Genomic DNA, 19478 nt, shown 5'->3' on the forward strand with positions numbered 1-19478 from the left:
CGAGAATGAACGCGAGCTCTCACTCCTCATCAGCCGCCTGGAAGACTTCTCAGCCAAGGTGAAAGCAGGGCTTGCCGGCCTCGACAGAACCGGCATGCGACAGATCATCCGCACCGTGGTTCGCCGAGTCGAAATCGATGACGCGCACGTCGAGATCGTCTTCAGGGTTCCCCCACTCGATGGTCCAACTGGCCCAAAATCGCCAAGCCAGGCGACCAGTTCCACGCAACATTGTACAGCGGATCGTGGAACGCACCTTCGCCTGGCTCGGCCGGTGCCGAAGGCTGGCAAAAGACTTCGAGCGCACCATCGCATCCGCTGAGGCGTGGGTCTACATCGCCAGCATCCGCCTCCTAACCCGCAGGCTCGCAAGGCATTGAAAACACCGCGTTCGTTATGATTCAGGCTCTGAGTCAGAATGGCTTGTGCGGTAACGCCAACCGATTGTCGACATTATCCGTCCGTCACCCTCCGGAGCGCGCTCTGCATCGTCCTCGAAATCAAACGCCACGCTACGTTAAAAAGATCCACAAAACCACATTTCCATGTCGAGCTAGATCGGACCGCCGCGGTTTCCGCGTCGGCCCATCGGTAAGGTAAGTCGTGTGGAATATAGGGAGCCACGGTTGCCCTCGTTTATACGTTCAGTTCCTGATGACGTTGTGTTCTGGTCCGAACGGGAAGCCGGTAATGTTTTCGACGCAGTCTTCCGTGATGATCAAAACGTCATGCTCGCGTTACCACCTGCACCCGGCGGACCTTCCGGTAGCATCACCATCAGCTCCATGGAGACCACCTTCCGGGCTTCAATGCGGTACCGATGTACTCGTGCGATTCCACACCCGACTCACCGTCGTAGTATCTACGGATAGGAGGCCGAAACTCGACGCAGATTATGCTACCCGACTCCGAAGTGGGCGTCCAGTATTGATTTCCATCGAAACCTTACCTGACAAGCTGTTCAAGAAGTATCCGGCTTGGTCTTGAGGATGGCCTCGTCGCCGTTGTGATAGGAAAGCGTGATCTCAATGGAGCCGTCATCAAGCAGTTCGGCATGGCCGTCGCCGGCGCCCTCGTCTATTTCGTCGAATCTGGTCCATGTGAAGAAGACCATTGACGGGGCTGTAGCCGAGGTCGAGGGTCGCCTGCATGGTGCCGATGGTGATCATGGCGGGCCCATCGAGGTCGAGGTAGGCACGATCCCACGGGTCGTGCCTCGACGATGCGCCAACGGCTGATCAACCGGCAACCTGGAGCCTGCCGCATTGGCGGTGTAAACCGAGATCGATCACAGGAGCAGGGAGCCGAACAAAACTTTCGCCCGAAAGGGCGATGCCCGGATCGTCCGTGGGGACGATGGACAAGGCGATCTTGTTGATTGTCCTGAGCCTGGGGGGGCGAAAACCTTCAAAGGTCGTGAAATTCATATAACTAGCACTGTCGCTCTGCCCGATTTTTGATGCGTCTGCTGGCGGTAGTTTTGATGGCCAGAGCTGAAGCATTTCGGCCGTCGCGCTGTATTCGCCGATTGGACGACCGTCGATCCCGCCAGAGAAGCTGCTTCAGGCGCTCTACCCGATCCGCTTGGAGCGACTAGAATACCACCTGCTGTTTCTCTGGTTCGTCCGGATCGGCGTCGCGTCCTCACCTATGGACCGGGTATACGGCCGCCGGGGCGAGGCAGTCCGAATAGCGGGTGGAGGCCTTACGGCGACGGTATCTGCGCGATGAGTAGCCATTGATCGGGGGCAGCCTGCGGTTAACGAGCGGTAGCCGAAATGCTCCCCGGCTCGTCCTTATTCGTGGGCCGGCCCCGCTCATGAACATCCTTGCCGGCCGGATCCTGCCGGGTGATCCATCAAGGTCGTGCGCCGCGCCGGCTCACCATTGGTCCTCGTTCCCCGATGCAGTCCCGGCCCAATAGTGTTGGATACTCCATGCCCATCAACCTCACTATCGATCCGCAACGTCTGTGGGATACCCTCAACGAAACTGCCAGTTTCGGCAGCACGGCCAAAGGTGGCATCAAGCGCCTGGCCCTGACCGACGAGGACAGACAGGTGCGTGACTGGTTCAAAGCTCAATGCGAGGTATTGGGCTGCAGCGTCGAAATCGACGAAGTGGGCAACATGTTCGCCCGTCGGCCTGGACGGAACAATGCTCTCGATCCGATCTGCATGGGTTCGCATCTCGACACTCAACCCACGGGCGGCAAGTTCGACGGTGTACTCGGCGTGCTTGGTGCATTGGAGGTGATGCGCACCCTGCACGAGCAGGACTATGAGACTAACGCTCCCGTTTTCGACGGTAAGGATATTCGCGTCGTGGATGTCGGCGACGTGCCGGGCAATGCCTTCCAACTGGGAGAGCACTACAAGGCGGCGGAAGCGGCAATCCGAAAAATACTCAAGGCCGGCGCGTTTCCGGTATCCATCGGCGGCGATCACGGCATTCCGATTCCAATTTTCCGGGCTCTCGATAACCATGGGCCTAACACGCTTGTCCATCTCGATGCGCACCTCGATTGGCGCAATGATGTGAACGGGGTTGCCACCGGCTACTCCAGCACCATCCGGCGCGCTTCCGAAATGAAGCATATCGATCACATCTTTCAGTTCGGTGTCCGGGGATCCGGCAGCGCACGCCCGGAGGAAGTCGAAATCGCAAAGACGTATGGCGCGGTTATCATCACTTCTGCGGAGTGGGATGATAGAGGCATCGCAGCCCTTCTCGACCTTATTCCCGACGGTGGAAATTATTATTTGACCGTCGATGCGGATGGCTTCGATCCGTCCGTTATGCCGGCAGTGGCCCTGCCGCAGCCGGGCGGCGTCAAATACCGGCAGGCGATCGAACTGATCAAAGGACTGGTATCGAAGGGACGTCTTGTCGGCATGGATATCGTCGAGATCACACCCCAAAACGACGTTAACGAGATTTCGTCGATAACGGCGGGGCACCTCATCCTGAATCTGATCGGCGCAGCCGTGCGCGCCGGATATTTTGAAAAATGAGGTAGGTGCGGCGAGGTCTTACTGTAGCTTTTGGCTTGAGGATGCCCGAAAGAATTCGGGGCAGGGGGCCGCACAACCGGTTTTGGGAGGAGAGTATGGGGTTTGTTATAGATCCTGGTGCATTGACACTCGAACAGCTGAAGAGGCTAGACGGGCACGCGGAAGTGAAGCTCTCAGACAGGGGATGGGAATCCATCCGCCGCTCCCATGCTTGCCTTCAGCGCCTGCTAAGAACCTGACTCATAAAGCTGCGGGCCGATCTTTCCGCCTTCCGAGACGTCGCAGGAAGATGCGGATCGAGGCTACGAAGAGCCATGCCTCGGCACTGGCGATGCAAGCTTCGAAGTCTTTTGCGAGCCGCCGGCAGCGGTTAAGATGGGCGAGGGTTCGCTCGATGACCCAGCGTCGCGGCAGCAGGACAAACCCCTTGGCGGCATCGGAGCGCTTAATGATGTCGATCTTCCATTGCCCTTGCCCGGCCATAGCGTCACGCAGCTTATCACCGGCATAGCCTCCATCAGCGAAGACGTGACGCAACCACGGCAATAATGCACGAACGGATGTCAGCAGCGGCGGCGCACCATCACGATCCTGGATATCGGCGGTGTGCACCTGAGCGGCTACCAGACGACCGTCGGTATCAGTCAGGATGTGTCGTTTCCGGCCCTTCACCTTTTTCCGGCGTCATAGCCCCTGGGGCCCGCAACGTCGGTGGTCTTGGCCGTCTGGCTGTCGATTACCCCGGCCGAGGGGCTGGCCTGACGGCCGGCAGCTTCGCGCGATGCCATCATCAGATGGTGATTGATTATCTGTAGTGTACCATCGTCGCGCCAGCGGTAGAAGTACCGCTGGACCGTCGAGACCGGTGGAAACCGGTCAGGCAACGCCCGCCATTGGCAACCAGTCCACGCAATGTACAGGATCGCATCCAGCACCGATCGCAGCGCGGTTCGCCGCGGTCGACCGAACTTGCTTGGCACCGGCATGAAGGGCACCAGCGCTGCCCATTCTATCGCCGTCAAACCGTTTGCACCCGTCGATGCCCGGTTGCCATACTGGCGCCGGGCGGCTGCAGTCCATCCCATCGTGTTCACCGTTGTAGCTTCGCAACCACGACAGAATCACATCATATTGCTGCCGCTCAACCGTCTTCACCCCGTATCGACCCCTTTATGGGTCAGGCTCTAAGGGAAGGAGCCGTCATTTATGTCAACACCGGCTTCGGGCCGCTTTCAAACCAGCGCATAGATAACGAATCCCTGAGTGAGCTTCAGCGTGGCCTGGTTCTATCCAATGCGGCTGGTACGGGAGCGCCCTTGCCTCATGCGGTCGTACGCCGTGCAATAGTGCTCAAGCTGGCGACCATCGGCTCGGGCGCGTCGGGGGTAAGCGAGAAGCTAGCTGATGCGCTGCTCTTTCTGTTGAATGCGGGCATTACGCCGATCGTGCCTTCCAAGGGATCGGTCGGCGCGCCGGGGGATCTGGCGCCCCTTGCCCATATTGCCGCAGCCCTGCTCGGCGAAGGCGAGGTCTATCACCGTCAGGTGCGCAAACCCGCACTTGTAGCCTTGCAGGAAGAAGGCGTGCCTCCCCTTGCCCTTGGCCCGAAAGAAGGATTGGCCCTCGTCAACGGAACCCAGATTTCGACGGCGCTTGCCCTGGAGGGGCTTTTTCAGCTCGATGATCTGTTTTCGGCAGCGTTGTCGATTGGCGCGCTTTCTACCGATGCCGGTCATGCCAGTGCGGGAGCGTTCGATGCCCGAATCAGCGTACTGAGCAACCAGGCGGGCCAGAAGGCGGTTGCCATGGTTTTGCGCGAACTGCTCTGTGGCAGCGAGTTGCAGAAAACGCGGCCGGGAAAACGCATTCAGGACCCGTATTGTTTCCGCTGTATGCCTCAGGTTCTGGGCGCTGTCCTCAATCTCATGCGAGGCGCCAGTGCCACGCTCGCAGCCGAGATAAACGGCGTATCTGATAATCCGCTTATCGACAGCGACACCGGCGAAGTGCTCTACGGTGGCGCGTTCCATGCTCAGGCTATCGCCTCATGGCGGATATGATGGCCATGTGCTTCGCCGAACTCGGGTCCATGTCGGAACGGCGTACCGCGTTTCTGGTTGATACTACCATGAGCGGATTGCCACCTTTCCTCGTTGCGCAGTCCGGTATCAACTCGGGCTTCATGACGGCGCAGGTGACGGCCGCCGCCCGTGCCAGTGAAACCAAGTTCTTGTCGAGTGCCGTCAGCACGGACAGCATCCCCACCGCCGCTAACCTCGAAGATTATGTGAGCATGGCCACGCATGCCGCCAGCCGTCTCGGCGACATGGCTGAAAATCTGCGGGCTATCCTGGCGATCGAACTGCTTGCGGCAACGCAGGCTCTGGATCTGCGGCGCCCGACCGCCTCCAGCCCGGCTCTCGAAGAGGTGCATCGCTACGTCCGATCGTGAATACCTCACTGGTCCTCAGACCGCTTTATGGGCCAAGATATTGAAATTGCAATGAAATTTATCAATTCAGGCTTGCCAGCCGGGGTGCCTGCCCTTTGGCTTGACGAGGTAAAGGTATGGACGCATAGGAACGTTGATGCTATATAGTTCCCGACGCGGAATTGCCTGCTCTGGTGGGACGGCCTATCAGTAGTATCATTCAGGGGACGGCCCCTTAAATGAGGCCCCGCTGTGTTACAGAATTTTCTTTCCTGTCTATCACCGCAAACCCAAGCCGTGTTCGATCTTGGATGCACTGCTGTTGGTTATCGCGCAGCCCGACGCACAATCTTTTTTTGGAGCGCAGGATGTGCTCGATCGAGCACGGAGGGATTGTATGCGCGCACCGATAAAGTGTCTCCTTCGAGACAACAGGACGAGAGACCTTAGGCTCGGAAGCCCCGTAAGCTGTGACGGTAAACTGGATGGATAGCTAAGCGCTTTCTTCAGGACCTGTTGCATCAAGAATATTTCGTTACTCGGAGATGTTAGTGATAGGATTACTTGTGTATAATTCAAATAGTATGATTTATACGATAATTATAAATCACTTCACATATTCCAAAACAACACTTTGTCTCAAAATGGTGTACAATTTCGATTAAATTACCAAATTGGCACTTGGAATTCTTATTCTTAACGGGAGGTTGATAATGACGGACATCGGGAAATTTGAGGCTGGCCTGAAGGAAAGAGAAAAGACCCCATATCTACTCAACAGGAGGGCATTTTTTTGCTCCTGCTGCGCCGGTGGTGTGGCTGCCGCGATGCTGGGAGGCTCAACGCTCGGCGTGGCCGCCCAAGGCGCCGTGAATATCAAGGCGACGCACGGGACAGGGTTGTGCAATCTGCCGCTGTTCCTTGCGCACAAACGCCAGTATGCGGCGGAGAATGGTGTTCATCTCGAATTCGTAAGCACGCCGACGATCGCAGACATCACCACCGTGTTTGGCTCGGGCCAGGTTGACGTTTCTGGCATCCCTTACACGAATGCCCTGATGCTCTATGAGGGCGGCGCGCCGATCAAAATCGTTGCCGGATTGGGTGCCAATGGACTAGTGATCGTCTCCCAGCCGGGCTTGGACACGCCGGAAAAGATGGAGGGCAAGTCCATCGGGGTTTTCCAGGCCGATACGCAGGAACTGCTCGCTTACGACTGGGCCGTCAAGAACGGTCTCAATTTTGCGGACCTCGACGTGCGTTACTTCGGGGCGTCGCCGGAACTGGCTCAGGCCTTCATCGCCGGACAGGTGGATGCAATCTGCCATTCCGAGCCCTATGCAACTCAGGCTCATCAAGGGGTTCCAGGCTCGCACATCCTCTCCAATGGCGCGGATGTCTACGGAGAACATTACACGGACTGTGTCCTGGCTGCTAGTGATCGGGTCATTAAGGAGAACCGAGGCGCGATCAAAGAACTGGTGAAAGCTCTTTTCCTCGCCCAGCGAGATTCCGAGAAGGATCGTGAAGCTGCGATCCGCGACACGGTTGGCACGTATTTCAAAGCCTCGTATGAGACCGTATTCGACGCATCGGTCAAGCAGCCTTCGATGGTCGATCAGCGTAAAAACTCAGAGTTCATCACCGGCCGTTCAAAGTCGATGATGGAACTCGGTTATATGAAGTCTGCCGTGTCGGAAGAGATATTCGACTGGAGCATTCTTGCGGAAGTTCAGAGCGAGAATGAAGAACTCTATAACGAACTGGCGCTGAAAAGCTAATGCGAGCCCGGTTTCCGGGAGATGAATGGCTCCCGAAACCGGTCAGGGTGAACGCAATCCCTAAGTATATCGTGAGGGTCGCGAGACCTTACATTTGTGCCAGTCAAGATTCGATTATCTTGACTGGCCTTTCATGGGTATACAGCGAGATAAAGAAATGTCATCTGATATACCGAGCGGTTTAGGTAAGATATTCTGGTGGACAGCTTCAATGTGCCTTTTCTTTGGCGCATGGGAACTTGCATACATATACGGGCTGTATAACAGAGAGTTGTTGCCGGCGCCTCACATCTTTCTTCCGCAGTTTCCTGTAGAAGCCGCCAATTTTGATGCCAGTGGGTTTGTCCCGGGGCAGGAACAACAACCCAACCCCATTCGGGCCGTTCTGGAGACTACCTTCGCTACCTTGTTGCGCGTTTTTGTAGGGCTGGGGGTAGGCTTCACCGGAGGTGTGCTGACCGGCGTTCTAATCCGATATTATAATTACTTCGGAAAACTCACGCTCCCGGTGATCACGCTGCTTGCACCGATCTCTCCATTTGCCTGGTTGCCAGTCATGGTATTTATCGTTGGGGTGGGTAATGCATCTGCAATATCTTTGGTGTTCGTTGCTGTCTACTTTATCATAGCAATTTCTACTATCACTGAGGTAGATAATGTTAAAGAAACTTATTTAGATGTCGCGCGAACCTTGGGGGCAAGTCATGGCGACACATATAGACTGGTCATTATACCGGCGATACTTCCAGGCCTTTTCTTGATTCTTCGATTGAATCTCTTCGGGGCATGGATGATGGTTCTTGTCGCTGAGTCAGCCGGTGTAGGAACCGGGCTCGGCGCGGTCGTCATGATGGCAAGAAATACCGGTGCACAAAATCTGGCTCTATTGGGCCTGGTTGTGGTGGGCGTTGCCGGGGGGCTCTCTGACTTCGTGCTGAGGATAATACAGAACCGGCTCCTGTTTTGGGTCGAACAAAAGTCCGCGTGAGGGAGAAGATAATGAAAAGCTTTCCGATGCGCTTTGAAACCTGGTTCTGGTGGGTTGCTTCGGTAGCTTTGTTCGTCGGCGCTTGGGAGATTTGCTGGCTCGTCGGCCTTGCCGATCCGCGCTTGCTGCCGCCACCGCACATGTTCCTGTCCAATATCATGGATAACGGCCGCCTCTTCGATCGTGCCACCCGGTTAGGTAATCCGTCTAACGGCCAAATCATCACGGCAATGCTTTATACGATCGGGATATCTGTTGCCCGGGTGGCCATCGGCATGGCCATTACGTTGGTGCTGACCCTGCTGATGGCGCTGGCAATCGCCTACAATCAGACTGTGCGCAATCTGCTTAATCCGATCGTGTATATGCTGGCACCAGTGTCGCCGATTGCGTGGATGCCGGTGGCTCTGATGCTGTTCGGTATCGGCAACGTTCCGGTTATCTTCTTGATCGTCATTTCTCTTATCTTTATGATGACGATTTCCACCGTCAGCCTGATCGACAAGATACCCCATCGATACTTTGAAGTCGCCCAGACCATGGGCGCAAGCAAGAATCAAATTGTCTCGTCGGTCATGATACCCGCGATCATACCGGGGGTTCTCAGTGTATTGCGGATCAATCTGTTCATTGCCTGGATGATGCTTCTTATTGCTGAATCCGTCGGAGTGCAGAACGGACTGGGGCTGGTTGTCATGACGGCCAGGCGGTCATTCAACTCCGAACTGGCGTTTCTGACGATGATCATCATAGGGATTTTGGGAGTTCTGTTTGATTTCCTGTTCGGGAAAATTCAAGCGCGGTACTTCGCATGGAGTCTCGTTTCTAGGGAGAAATAGCATGAACGGCCATACACGGGATCAGGAAGAGGCGGCCATCAGCTGCCGTGGCGTGAGCAAAAGTTGGAATACCTTGGGGGGTGGTGAGGTCTTTGCTTTGTCCAACATCGATCTGGACATTGGAAAGAGCGAGTTTGTTGTTTTTCTCGGCCCCAGCGGATGCGGAAAGAGCACCTTGCTTTATCTCATTGCAGGGCTGAGGAAGCCTACCAGCGGAACCATAAAGTTTCACGGAGAGGAGGTTAAAGCCCCTCACAGCGACCGCGCCCTGATCTTTCAGGAGACTTCTCTCTATCCGTGGTTGACAACCGGTCAGAACGTGACATTCGGGTTGAAAATCCAGGGGATGTCCGCAAAGGAGCAGCGGGTCAAGGCATTGGAGTACTTGAATAAAGTAGGGCTGCACGGTTTCATCGACAAGCGGCCGCACGAATTGTCCGGCGGGATGAAGCAGCGCGCCGCGGTGGCGCGCGCACTGGTCATGCAGCCAAAGGCTCTCCTCATGGACGAGCCGTTTGCGGCGCTTGATATCCAGACGCGCTTCAAGCTTCAGGAGTTCCTCATCCAGGTTTGGCGCGGCAGCCAGGCGTCCGTCATATTCGTCACTCACTCGATCGATGAGGCCCTGGCCCTGGCAGACAGAGTCGTGGTTTTCACGGCGAGGCCCGGCCGTGTAAAAAGCGTCATCAAAATCGATGCGGAACGACCGCGAGATCTGAGAAAGCCCGAGTTCAATGGGCTTCGAGCCGAGCTTACGGACCTTCTGGCCACGGAAGTTGATCAGGCGTTTGCCGAACAGGAACGCCTTTTCGCTGCTGATCTGTGACGCGAGTTAGCGCGTGGTCTGGCGCAGCGTTGAAAAGTTGCGGCATGCCAAATCAGGCGACCGGTTGATATTTCCTGAGCATATTGCCTTGACGCCTTGATCTGTTCGACCGATGCGCTCGGCGTAGCAATATGGAAGAAATTATTATCGATTAAGGATGGTTCATATTTTCCGGAAATATCATTTCTATCAAAGAAAAATAACATTTCGACCGAATGTAGTATTAATTGAAAATGAGCATTTAAGCGGCAAGAAGGAGGTACTCATATGACGAAACCAATAAAGCTGACCTATGGGTTGTCGCTGTCAAACCTCCCGCTATTGGTCGCCGCTGGCAATGGGTTTTTCAAGGAAGAAGGCCTTGATGTGATCGTGCCTGATCTGAAGACCGTTTCGTCTACCGCGAAACTGCTCTCGGATGGCGAGGTGCATCTGGGCACGGCGGGTTTCACGCATCCTTTCGTAGGGTTTCTGCGGGAGGATGCGCCGATCATGGTGGCCGGCAGTGGCCTGACCGGCATAGCGCTGCTGTCGCAGCCGGGGATTACGGATGCTTCCATGCTTCGCGGGCGCTCCCTGGCAACGTTCCGCAGCGACCCCATGGAGGTGATGGCTTATGAAAAATTGCAGCAAAGCGGATTGAGTTTTGCTGACGTCAAGCTGACCTACATCGACGATCTGAATGTGGCTCTGCGGATGTTCAGGGAGGGCGAGCTCGATTCGGTGACGGTGGTTGAGCCTTATGCGTCGCGCTTGCGGGCGCAGGGGGCTGTGCAGCTTTCCAACGGCAGCGATCTTTGGGGGCAGCAGTTTCCTGATACGGCACTGATTGCCAGTCAGAGCTTCCTTAGGGAAAACCCTGAAGCAATCGAAGCCACCGTGCGCGCGATGGTTCGCGCAGAGCGTGTCATCAAGGCGGACCTACCGGGCGCGCTCGTCTATGTGAAAGACCGTTATAAGGGATTTGATGCCGACGAACTGGCTGCCGCAGCACTCAATCAACCGCCCTGCATCGATTTCAGGCCATACACGACGATGTTGCTCGACAGATGGCCTACACTGCAGGCCCTGAAACTCGTGCCGGAAGGCGCGGAAATTCCGCGTCATGCACTTCAGCTTGATCGTTTTGCGCATGTCTTTGAGAGCACCTAACGATGCGATATCTGACAACGGATGACAATATCGTCCTGAACTACAACATCTACGGCAATGGGCCGCCTCTGGTATTCGCTCATGAGTCCAGCGGATCTAGCGAAAGCTGGCGCGCGCAGGTCGAATATTTTTCGCGTTGGTACACTTGCATAGTATACGATGCGCGAGGCTATCCTCCTTCTGTGGCTGCCCTCAATCCGGAGGCCTATTCACAAGACATATTCGTCGATGACATGAAGGCGGTCTTCGACCAGTGTGGGATCGAAAACGCTCATCTCGTCGGGCTTTCAATGGGCTCGATGACTGCTCTCCATTTTGCAATACGATTTCCTCATCGGATCCGAACCCTTGTGCTAGCAGGGACTGGTCCAGGAGAATCGGCGAGGACGGTCAGCCAATTCAACGCACGCACGAAACAGTTTGCCGATTTCGTCGATGCAAACGATTGGGCCAATATCCTGGCGAATTACGATTCGGCGTCGGACCGACGAAACCTTCTCTGGAAGAATCCGAAGCTGCATGAACTGCGTCGTTCGACAATGATGTCGTTCGACAAGAGGATATTCGCCAGTATTTTGCGGAAGGTCGTAGCTGATCGACCAATATTGACCGAGATGGTAAGCGATCTGCGCAGGGCCGGATTTCCTGTTCTGATCATGACTGGGGATCAGGACGAAGATTGCCTTCCGACTAGCCAGTTCCTGAGGAATACGTTCAATTCCGCCGATTTGGCCATATTCCCGGGAACAGGGCATGCCGTAAATGCCGAGGAGCCGCATCTCTTCAATCAGATAGTTGGAGACTTTTTCCTGAAGCACTCGGGCTGGGTGCAAGGTCTGGTTGGCGATACTATCCGGGATAGCAATCTGTGATGGATTTGACGCCTGTTGTGGCCGGCTCCGGGCAGGTTTCCGGGGATGGGAGACGGAGCGTTTCCGAGGTCCTGGAGAAGATTGCCCGGCTGGACAGCGATATTCAGGCATTCACCTACATTAAAGATTTTGAGGCAAACGATATCGAGCCTTGCGGGCAAGATGCGCCCCTTCGATATGTTCCTTTTGCTGTCAAGGACATGATCGATGTAGAGGGCGTGCCAACCAGGCTTGGCCTGACGGAGTTGGAATACAACCCGCCACCCGCCGGCTCGTCGGCGGCTGTGGTAAAGCGTCTGGAGAAAAGTGGCGCCGTTTTCGTTGGCAAGACAACCACCTCCGCGCTCGCCATGGACCGGCCTGCGCTGACCCGCAATCCGCGCGACGTCTCCCGGTCTCCTGGGACATCATCAAGTGGCTCGGCTGCGGCGGTGGCCGCTGGCATGGTGCCGCTTGCGCTCGGTTCGCAGACCATCGGCTCGGTCATAAGACCTGCATCCTACTGCGGCGTATGGGCATTCGTTCCGAGCCTCCATGCAGTGCCGCTTGACGGGACTTTCTGGGTTTCGCCGGCGCTGGAGCGCATAGGCATCTTCGCCACGACAGCCGAATGGCTGGCCAGGGGCGGTGAAGCGCTGCTCACAACGCTTGTAAGTGGCCATTGTGAGTGTGAGCAGAATTCCGGTCGGTCACCCCGGATCGGCATTCTTGCCGGAGTGGATTTCGGTCTCGAAGACGACGGATTTCGTGAAGGCTTCGAGGCCTTGGTGAAAGAATTCGGCGATGTCTTCGTCAGGATTGAAAGAGATTTCGATGCGCCGCGCATTCTTAGGGTTGCGAAGGATATATTGGTATACGAAGCAAATTCTCACCTGAGAAGCCGGAAAGACTTTGTCGAAAGCGTCGGGATCAGGCTTGAGGACCTAGTCGCAGCCGGACCGGCACGCAGCGAATATGATGAAGCGCTTCATGCCCGGGCCGGGATTGTCGGAGAGTGGCGGCAAACGATGTCCGGTTTGGATGCGCTTCTCCTGCCGTCGGCGGTCGGAGAGGCTCCTGCAGGTGCCAATGACATGCAGGATACCGCTCCCTCAGCGTTTGGCTCCCTGCTTGGGGGGCCCACGCTGAACGTGCCTTTCTTCAGATCACGAAACGGGCTGCCGCTTGGGTGCCAGTTGATAGCGAGACATGGCGAGGACCTCGAATTGCTGAGGCTCGGCACATGGTTGGCGCATACATGCGAAATGACGTGAGGAATTGACCCGATGGGTACTTTGATAGACAAGTCGCTATACATCGACGGCGCATGGGTTGCTCCGATGGAGCATCGATATCTGGATGTGATCAATCCAGCGACAGAGAGCGTGATAAAGCAGGTCCGTACTGGGGGAGAAGCGGACGTCAGCAAGGCGGTCGAGGCCGCGAGACGGGCGTTCGAGGACTTTTCCCTGACCACCAGGGCGCAAAGAATCGACTTGTTTCATGGTATAGTGGAGGTGTTCGAGCAGCGCCGGAAAGAGGTGGCGGCGGCTTTGATGGAGGAGATGGGCGCTCCCCTGCACCTCAGCAACGGCGCGCAGGTCGATAACGGGATCGAGGAATTCCGTGCCATGATACCCATACTGGAGGCTTTCGAGTTCGAAACGCATTCGGAGAATACGCTCATTGTGCGCGAGCCTGTCGGTGTATGCGCTCTTATCACGCCCTGGAACTGGCCGATCTATCAGATCGCCTGCAAGGTGGCTCCCGCATTGGCCGCAGGCTGCACAATGGTTCTCAAGCCAAGTGAAATCGCGCCCCTTTGCTCGATTCTGTTTACCGAGATATTGCACGAGGCAGGCGTCCCAGACGGCGTATTCAACCTCGTGAATGGCGACGGGGCCAGCGTAGGCCGGGCGTTGGCAAGCCACGGTCTGGTCGACATGGTTTCATTCACCGGCTCGACCGCCGCCGGGGTCAATGTTGCCATTGCGGCCGCGCCTACTGTTAAGCGCGTTCATCAGGAACTGGGCGGAAAATCGCCGAACATCATTCTGCCGGGCGTGGATCTGGGAAAGGCCGTCCGGCTCGGAATGGCGGCTTGTTTCAATAATAGCGGGCAGTCGTGCAGCGCGCCTACGCGCATGTATGTACAAGAAGAGTTCCGCAATGAGGCTATTGAAATTGCGCACGCGGAGCTTCCCCGGTTCAAGGTAGGCAATCCAAACCATGCCGATACCGTCCTGGGGCCGGTTGTCAGCGCCCTTCAATTTGAGTTGGTTCAAGCTTTCATCGCATCGGGAATTAGGGATCGGGCGACACTCGTGGGGGGCGGTACGGGACGTCCGGATGGATTGACTTGCGGATATTACGTGAAGCCTACGGTTTTCGCGGACGTTACCCATGACATGCAGATAGCTAGGGAAGAAATATTCGGCCCGGTGCTGTCTATTATTACCTACAAGGACGAAGAAGAAGCCATCGCGCTTGCTAACGACACGCGCTACGGTCTTTCGGCCTGTATCCAGTGCGACGATCCTGAGCGGGCACGGCGGCTTGCGCGGCGGATCAGAAGCGGGACGATTTTGCTCAATCATCCGGCTCATGACCGTACTGCGCCGTTTGGAGGGTACAAGCAATCCGGAAATGGGCGCGAATGCGGCCCGCACGGCCTCCAGGAATTCCTGGAGCTGAAGGCAATAGCTGGATACTTCTGATCACAGATCATTCTAGTAACTCGCCAAATATACAAAAAATGCACCCGTCGTGCCGAAATGGATTAAGGATGGATAGCCAATATAAATTCGACTACATTATAATAGGTGCGGGAACTTCTGGCTGCGTTCTGGCTTCCCGGCTTTCCGAGTCATCTGGCGTCAAGGTCTTGTTGATCGAGGCAGGAGGGAGCGATGCAGACCCCTATATAGCGGTGCCTGCGGCAGCCGGGCTTCTGTTGGATTCTCGGCGTAAAAACTGGAATTACTTATCTGTACCGCAAAAACATCTGAACGACAGAAGCATCGTCATTCCTCGTGGAAAGGTTCTGGGCGGATCCTCGTCTATCAACGGAATGGTTTATGTTCGCGGCAACCCGATGGACTTCGACCGTTGGGCAGAGCAGGGCGCTACGGGATGGAGCTATGCCGAAGTGCTACCCTATTTCCTGCGCAGCGAGCGGCACGCCAGTCGAAGCGACGCATATCACGGAAAGGACGGTGCCTTCGATGTCATGGAGGCACGCCTCCTCAACCCTCTGCACGAGGCATTCCTGCTCGCCGGCACCCAGGGGGGGCATCCGCTTAGCACGGACTTCAATGGCGCGCGGCAGGAAGGGGTGGGGCGATATGACCTTACCATACGCGGCGGGCGGCGGTGCAGCGTGTGGAGCGCTTTCCTGAAAAGGGGGCAGGGCCGCCCGAATCTGACGGTTCAGAAGAATACGCTGGTCGAGCGCATCTTGTTTGACGGGAACAAGGCCGTTGGCGTCCGCTGCCGCAGCAAAGGGCGCAGCATGGAGTTCCGGGCCGAGGGGGAGGTCATTGTTGCGGGCGGTGCGATCAACTCACCCCAGCTTCTTCTCTTGTCGGGGGTCGGCCCGGCTGAACATCTGCGCTCATTCGACATACCGGTGGTCGCGAATCTTCCCGGAGTGGGGAGAAACCTGCAGGATCACCTTGAGGTGGTAATCAGCCATGAATGTACGCAGCCCGTTTCGCTGTACCGGTTCTCCAGTCTGTTCCAGCGCGCGCGGGTAGCCCTGCAATGGGCCGTCTTCAAAGAAGGCATCGCCACCACATCGCATTTTGAAACGGGCGGATTCCTGAAGACGGGGCCAGAGGTGGATTGCCCGGACGTGCAGCTACATTTCCTGCCTGCGTTGCTGCCGCCGCGGTCCCGGCGGGTCCCCAGGGAGCATGGTTTCCAAAGCCTCGTTGGCATCGCCCGCCCGAAATCCCATGGGGTCGTCAGGCTCCAGAATGCCGATTCCAGAACTCCGCCCCTGATCGACCCTTGCTACCTCAGCGATCCGGAGGATTGGGTGACGCTGAGAAAGGGCATCGCGATGGTTCGCCAAATCTTTTCACAGCAGGCTTTTGACTCTTTCCGCGGCCCTGAGAGGTTACCCGGAGCAGAGGCACGCACGCCTAAGGCATTAGATGCCTTCATCCGTTCGCACGCGTCGACGGGGCATCATTTCTGTGGCACCTGCAAGATGGGAGACGACGCCTATGCGGTCGTCGATACGCAGTGCCGAGTCGTAGGAACGACGCGTCTTCGCGTGGTGGATGCGTCGATCATGCCGAGCATCCTGACGGGAAACACCAATGCCGCGACGATCATGATCGCCGAACGGATATGCGACGCGATACGGAACAGATTCCCGAATCCGCAAGGTATGGTGCGCGGTTGCTAGCAGGCAGGGGTTGACCTGAATACGATGGTGCGAGGAGCGACGAGGATAGATCAGGAAGAACCCACTATCCTGAACAGGAGTAAATGATGATGTCCGATGTAACTAAAGTGGATATGCATGCTCACTTATTTCCAAGCCATGAGGTCGGATTTGAAGAAAAGAGGTATTCCGTTTGGGAGTACGGCGATTTTCCTGAAATCGTATACAGCCCATGCAGTGGCGTTGTGGATGAAATTCAAAAGCAGATGTCCGAAACAGGGATATCGAAGGCTGTTCTTCTGATATACTTTAAAGCACTAGATTCTAAGAACGCAAAAATACAGACAATATCTTCAAGGTCATCTTCCGATAAATTAAACCAGGAAGAGATCGATGCGATAGATAGACAGGTTGTAGCGGAACTAGCGAAAGCGAACCGCTGGGGTTGTTCGATTTCCGCTCAGTATCCGAATATCAGCACTTTCGTTACGGTCGATATCAACATCCAGACGCCCGAGGCTGCCGCCGAACATGTATTAGACCTAGCCCGCAACCATGGCGCCAAGGGTGTGAAACTCCACAGCGCCTTGCAGGGATTTTCGATGTCCGACAGGCGGCTGTGGCCTCTCTATCGGAAATGTGAGAAAGCCGGGTTGCCTGTCCTCGGCCATGGCGGCCCGGACCGCGATGGAAGAGGTATCTCCGATCCGAATGCGTTCGCCGAAATGCTGCAGGCGTTCCCCAACTTGCCTGTGGTGATTGCGCATATGGGCGGAGCGGCATGGCGGCAGACGGCTGCAATCGCACAGGCCCACAAGAATGCGGTGTTCGACTGTTCAGAGATCATCCATTGGACCGGCGCGCCGAATGCGCCCACGGATGACGAGCTTGCTTCCCTGATCAAGGAGGTTGGATCTGAGCGGGTAATGATGGGGTCCGATTTTCCGTGGTATGATCTGGACGCAACCGTCGAGCGTGTGCTGGCCCTGCCAAGGATATCGGATAGGGATAAGGAAGGTATCCTTGGGGCCAATGCCGTGAGGATTCTGGGCCTTTAACGCATGTCTCCTGGAAGTGCGCAGGGGTTCGGGATAAAGACATGCTGTAGCCGGGACCCTGCTTGCCCTGCGACATCACCTCTATGGGGCAAAGTGGTCGGGGCTTTCGGCGTCCAGCCGTGAGTTTCCCTTTGTGGAATGGAGGAAAGCGCTTGGCCAAAGTTCTTGTGTGCGATCTTGTTGGTTTGCGATTTGACGCCGAAGGCCGCCCGGATCATTCCGAAATCAGGGACTATGTCCTTGAGAAGGGCGGGCTTTTTCATACCGGCCGCTACACGGAAAGCGGCGCGCTCCATCAGCCCGATAAAATCAATTTCTACTATCAGCCCGATCTGGCCACAGAAGATGATCTGTTGGGTGCTGCCGCGGACGGGGTCTACGATGCCATCATCGTGGCAGCTACGATCGTGCCGGAAGGTGCGCAGTTTGCCAAAGGCGGCGTGCGCATCGGTGCGGGCACAGACAATATGCGATCGCAGTCGTGGGGCGGCCCGAGGGGGCGGGGCGGGAAAGCTCCCCTGATGAACACGCCCGGCACGAACAGCCGTGCCACCGCACAGATGGTGATGAAGGCGGTGTTGAGCGCGCTTCCACGCCTTCCGGTCGACGAACTGCATGAGCATATCCTTCGCGGCGAGTTCGATACCGGAAGGGACATTCGGCAATTTCCGACGGCGAAGCTCGAGGGAATGCGCATGGCAATCCTCGGCTTCGGCAAGATCGGGTGCGAAGTCGCGGCACTGGCGCTGGCGTTTCACATGGAGGTCGTCGTCTACGCCCGCCCTGCGCACCGGAGCCGCATCGAGGCAGCCGGCTACACCTACGCCGAAAGCCCGCTGGCGGCGGCGGCCGGCGCACATATTCTCAGCGTTCATGTTGGGTTGGGGCCCCTCGATCCGGCTAGCGGCATTCATGCCAATGCCGGCATGGTGGACGCCAGGGTGCTGTCGGCCATGCAACCGGGAGCCGTGCTTCTAAATTACGACCGCGGCGAGGTCGTCGATGTGGGTGCTCTGGACAGCGCAATGACCGCCTTTCACGTCGCGGACGCGTTTATCGACGCCGATATTTTCAGAGACAGGACGACCGGCGAGGTAACCGGGCCGCTCGCCCCCTATGTCGAACCGGCGCGGCGGCTCGGTGGTCGTCTTAGGCTATTGCCGCATGTCGCGGCTGATACGGACCATCCCTCTCGCGTCACTGGGGCAATTTGCGCAGTCGACCAGATTATCGATGCCATCCTGCACAAGCGTGTGAGATATCTCGTAGGTGATCTGCCCGATGGCTATGCACTCGCTCGTTAGGCCGGATGATCGCTTTTGGTACCGTTTCTTCGTCTTGTCGTAACTGTTACGTGTGTCGAAGTATATTATCTGCAAGACAACGTAATTATTTAATAAGCACGGTATGTTATATATTTATCCTTTTCTCGGCACAATTTTATTAAATATAAGTATAATGATAGCGTTTGGAGAAAGAAATGGCAAAAATAGTACTGTATAATTACCATTGGAGTTGCGTTTGGAGGCTCCTCTATTATGTAATGAAGATTAGAGCCGACAGATTGGGCTGAGACGATGTGAGTCTGTCGCCGCAGTGGTTGGTCAGAACTGTATCCATTCGGTTTTGCATGCCAATCTGATTCCACCCGACAAAGGCACGCTGTTCTCGAAGCGCGGCAGGGCTTGGCTCGAGGCTCAGCCGCTCGCCGAGGATCAACGGCGTGTCGTCTTTCGCTATGCCGGTGAACTCGACCGCCTCGGTGTGAATAGGCCCTAGATTTGTAGACACCTTCGGGCTACATTTCCTGCTGCCGTTCGAATTCGATGGGCGACAGCATCCCAATTCTCACGTACTTGCGCTTCGGATTGTAGAACATTTCAATATAGTCGAACTATCCTGCCTTGCTTCGTTGCGCGTTCGGTAGGTCTTGCGTCTGATCCGTTCGCGCTTGAGCAGGTGAAGAAGCTCTCCGCCACGGCGTTGAGGCTCCTATATTTGTCAAGCGGTGAGCGGTGCAGTTTGAGGCCGACAGAGTTGGGCGAAGATTTCACGCACGATGTAGCGCTGAGGCACCGGATAATCTCTCGGTTGCTTTTGCCCTCTTTTTTGCGCTTGTTGACATAGGCAATAGTTGGTGAGTGG

General features: G+C 56.2%; 17 protein-coding genes and 4 pseudogenes. 16 read left to right on the forward strand and 5 right to left on the reverse strand.

The window, feature by feature from the left end; translation table 11 throughout:
• Positions 1–242 precede the first annotated feature (242 nt).
• A pseudogene (locus ACX3P1_RS23100) lies at positions 243–380 on the forward strand (IS5/IS1182 family transposase); the annotation flags it as partial.
• A gap of 264 nt (positions 381–644) precedes the next feature.
• Here ACX3P1_RS23100 and ACX3P1_RS23105 read toward each other — a convergent pair.
• From ACX3P1_RS23105 to ACX3P1_RS23115, 3 genes and pseudogenes are all read right to left on the reverse strand, one after another.
• Positions 645–884 (reverse strand): annotated as a pseudogene (locus ACX3P1_RS23105) (creatininase); the annotation flags it as partial.
• Between the two features lie 77 nt (positions 885–961).
• Positions 962–1114 carry a hypothetical protein gene (locus tag ACX3P1_RS23110; protein ID WP_459081926.1) on the reverse strand — a complete coding sequence of 51 codons (153 nt, stop codon included), beginning with the start codon at positions 1112–1114 and terminating at the stop codon, positions 962–964.
• Positions 1115–1238: 124 nt separating this feature from the next.
• Entirely contained in the window at positions 1239–1502 is a 264-nt protein-coding gene (locus ACX3P1_RS23115; protein WP_459081927.1) for a hypothetical protein, read from the reverse strand.
• A 10-nt stretch (positions 1503–1512) separates the two neighbouring features.
• Here ACX3P1_RS23115 and ACX3P1_RS23120 point away from each other — a divergent pair.
• Positions 1513–1656, forward strand: a pseudogene (locus ACX3P1_RS23120) (IS5/IS1182 family transposase); the annotation flags it as partial.
• A 281-nt stretch (positions 1657–1937) separates the two neighbouring features.
• Complete coding sequence (locus ACX3P1_RS23125) at positions 1938–3014, forward strand: arginase family protein (protein ID WP_459081928.1); 1077 nt, start codon at positions 1938–1940, stop codon at positions 3012–3014.
• A gap of 240 nt (positions 3015–3254) precedes the next feature.
• Here ACX3P1_RS23125 and ACX3P1_RS23130 read toward each other — a convergent pair.
• Positions 3255–4099 (reverse strand): IS5 family transposase gene (locus tag ACX3P1_RS23130; RefSeq protein ID WP_459081929.1). Its coding sequence is split into 2 segments (ribosomal slippage): positions 3255–3691 and positions 3691–4099, totalling 846 coding nucleotides; the frame shifts between segments, so codons are not numbered across the junction.
• A gap of 87 nt (positions 4100–4186) precedes the next feature.
• Between ACX3P1_RS23130 and ACX3P1_RS23135 the strand changes: the two genes are divergently transcribed.
• From ACX3P1_RS23135 to ACX3P1_RS23195, 13 genes are all read left to right on the forward strand, one after another.
• The gene (locus ACX3P1_RS23135) at positions 4187–5074 is read left to right on the forward strand and encodes an aromatic amino acid lyase (RefSeq protein WP_459081930.1); all 888 of its coding nucleotides are present in this window, start codon (positions 4187–4189) and stop codon (positions 5072–5074) included.
• A complete protein-coding gene (locus tag ACX3P1_RS23140; RefSeq protein WP_459081931.1) occupies positions 5062–5466 on the forward strand; it encodes an aromatic amino acid lyase in 405 nt (134 codons plus the stop codon). The genes ACX3P1_RS23135 and ACX3P1_RS23140 overlap by 13 nt, the downstream gene beginning before the upstream one ends.
• A gap of 692 nt (positions 5467–6158) precedes the next feature.
• Complete coding sequence (locus tag ACX3P1_RS23145) at positions 6159–7226, forward strand: ABC transporter substrate-binding protein (protein WP_459081932.1); 1068 nt, start codon at positions 6159–6161, stop codon at positions 7224–7226.
• Between the two features lie 157 nt (positions 7227–7383).
• Complete coding sequence (locus ACX3P1_RS23150) at positions 7384–8214, forward strand: ABC transporter permease (protein ID WP_459081933.1); 831 nt, start codon at positions 7384–7386, stop codon at positions 8212–8214.
• 11 nt (positions 8215–8225) lie between these two features.
• A complete protein-coding gene (locus ACX3P1_RS23155) occupies positions 8226–9053 on the forward strand; it encodes an ABC transporter permease (protein WP_459081934.1) in 828 nt (275 codons plus the stop codon).
• 1 nt (position 9054) lies between these two features.
• Positions 9055–9879 (forward strand): ABC transporter ATP-binding protein, encoded by an 825-nt coding sequence (locus tag ACX3P1_RS23160; protein ID WP_459081935.1) that lies wholly within the window; start codon positions 9055–9057, stop codon positions 9877–9879.
• Between the two features lie 267 nt (positions 9880–10146).
• Positions 10147–11031 (forward strand): ABC transporter substrate-binding protein, encoded by an 885-nt coding sequence (locus ACX3P1_RS23165; protein ID WP_459081936.1) that lies wholly within the window; start codon positions 10147–10149, stop codon positions 11029–11031.
• Between the two features lie 2 nt (positions 11032–11033).
• The gene (locus ACX3P1_RS23170) at positions 11034–11903 is read left to right on the forward strand and encodes an alpha/beta fold hydrolase (RefSeq protein ID WP_459081937.1); all 870 of its coding nucleotides are present in this window, start codon (positions 11034–11036) and stop codon (positions 11901–11903) included.
• A complete protein-coding gene (locus ACX3P1_RS23175) occupies positions 11903–13156 on the forward strand; it encodes an amidase family protein (RefSeq protein WP_459081939.1) in 1254 nt (417 codons plus the stop codon). The genes ACX3P1_RS23170 and ACX3P1_RS23175 overlap by 1 nt, the downstream gene beginning before the upstream one ends.
• A gap of 12 nt (positions 13157–13168) precedes the next feature.
• Complete coding sequence (locus ACX3P1_RS23180; protein ID WP_459081940.1) at positions 13169–14599, forward strand: aldehyde dehydrogenase family protein; 1431 nt, start codon at positions 13169–13171, stop codon at positions 14597–14599.
• 68 nt (positions 14600–14667) lie between these two features.
• Positions 14668–16296 carry a choline dehydrogenase gene (locus ACX3P1_RS23185; protein WP_459081941.1) on the forward strand — a complete coding sequence of 543 codons (1629 nt, stop codon included), beginning with the start codon at positions 14668–14670 and terminating at the stop codon, positions 16294–16296.
• A gap of 83 nt (positions 16297–16379) precedes the next feature.
• Entirely contained in the window at positions 16380–17333 is a 954-nt protein-coding gene (locus tag ACX3P1_RS23190; protein ID WP_459081942.1) for an amidohydrolase family protein, read from the forward strand.
• Positions 17334–17485: 152 nt separating this feature from the next.
• Positions 17486–18637 carry an NAD(P)-dependent oxidoreductase gene (locus tag ACX3P1_RS23195; RefSeq protein WP_459081943.1) on the forward strand — a complete coding sequence of 384 codons (1152 nt, stop codon included), beginning with the start codon at positions 17486–17488 and terminating at the stop codon, positions 18635–18637.
• A gap of 494 nt (positions 18638–19131) precedes the next feature.
• Here the strand turns inward: ACX3P1_RS23195 and ACX3P1_RS23200 are convergent.
• Positions 19132–19318, reverse strand: a pseudogene (locus ACX3P1_RS23200) (IS3 family transposase); the annotation flags it as partial.
• Positions 19319–19478 lie beyond the last annotated feature (160 nt).

The organism is Mesorhizobium sp. A623 (assembly GCF_054489405.1).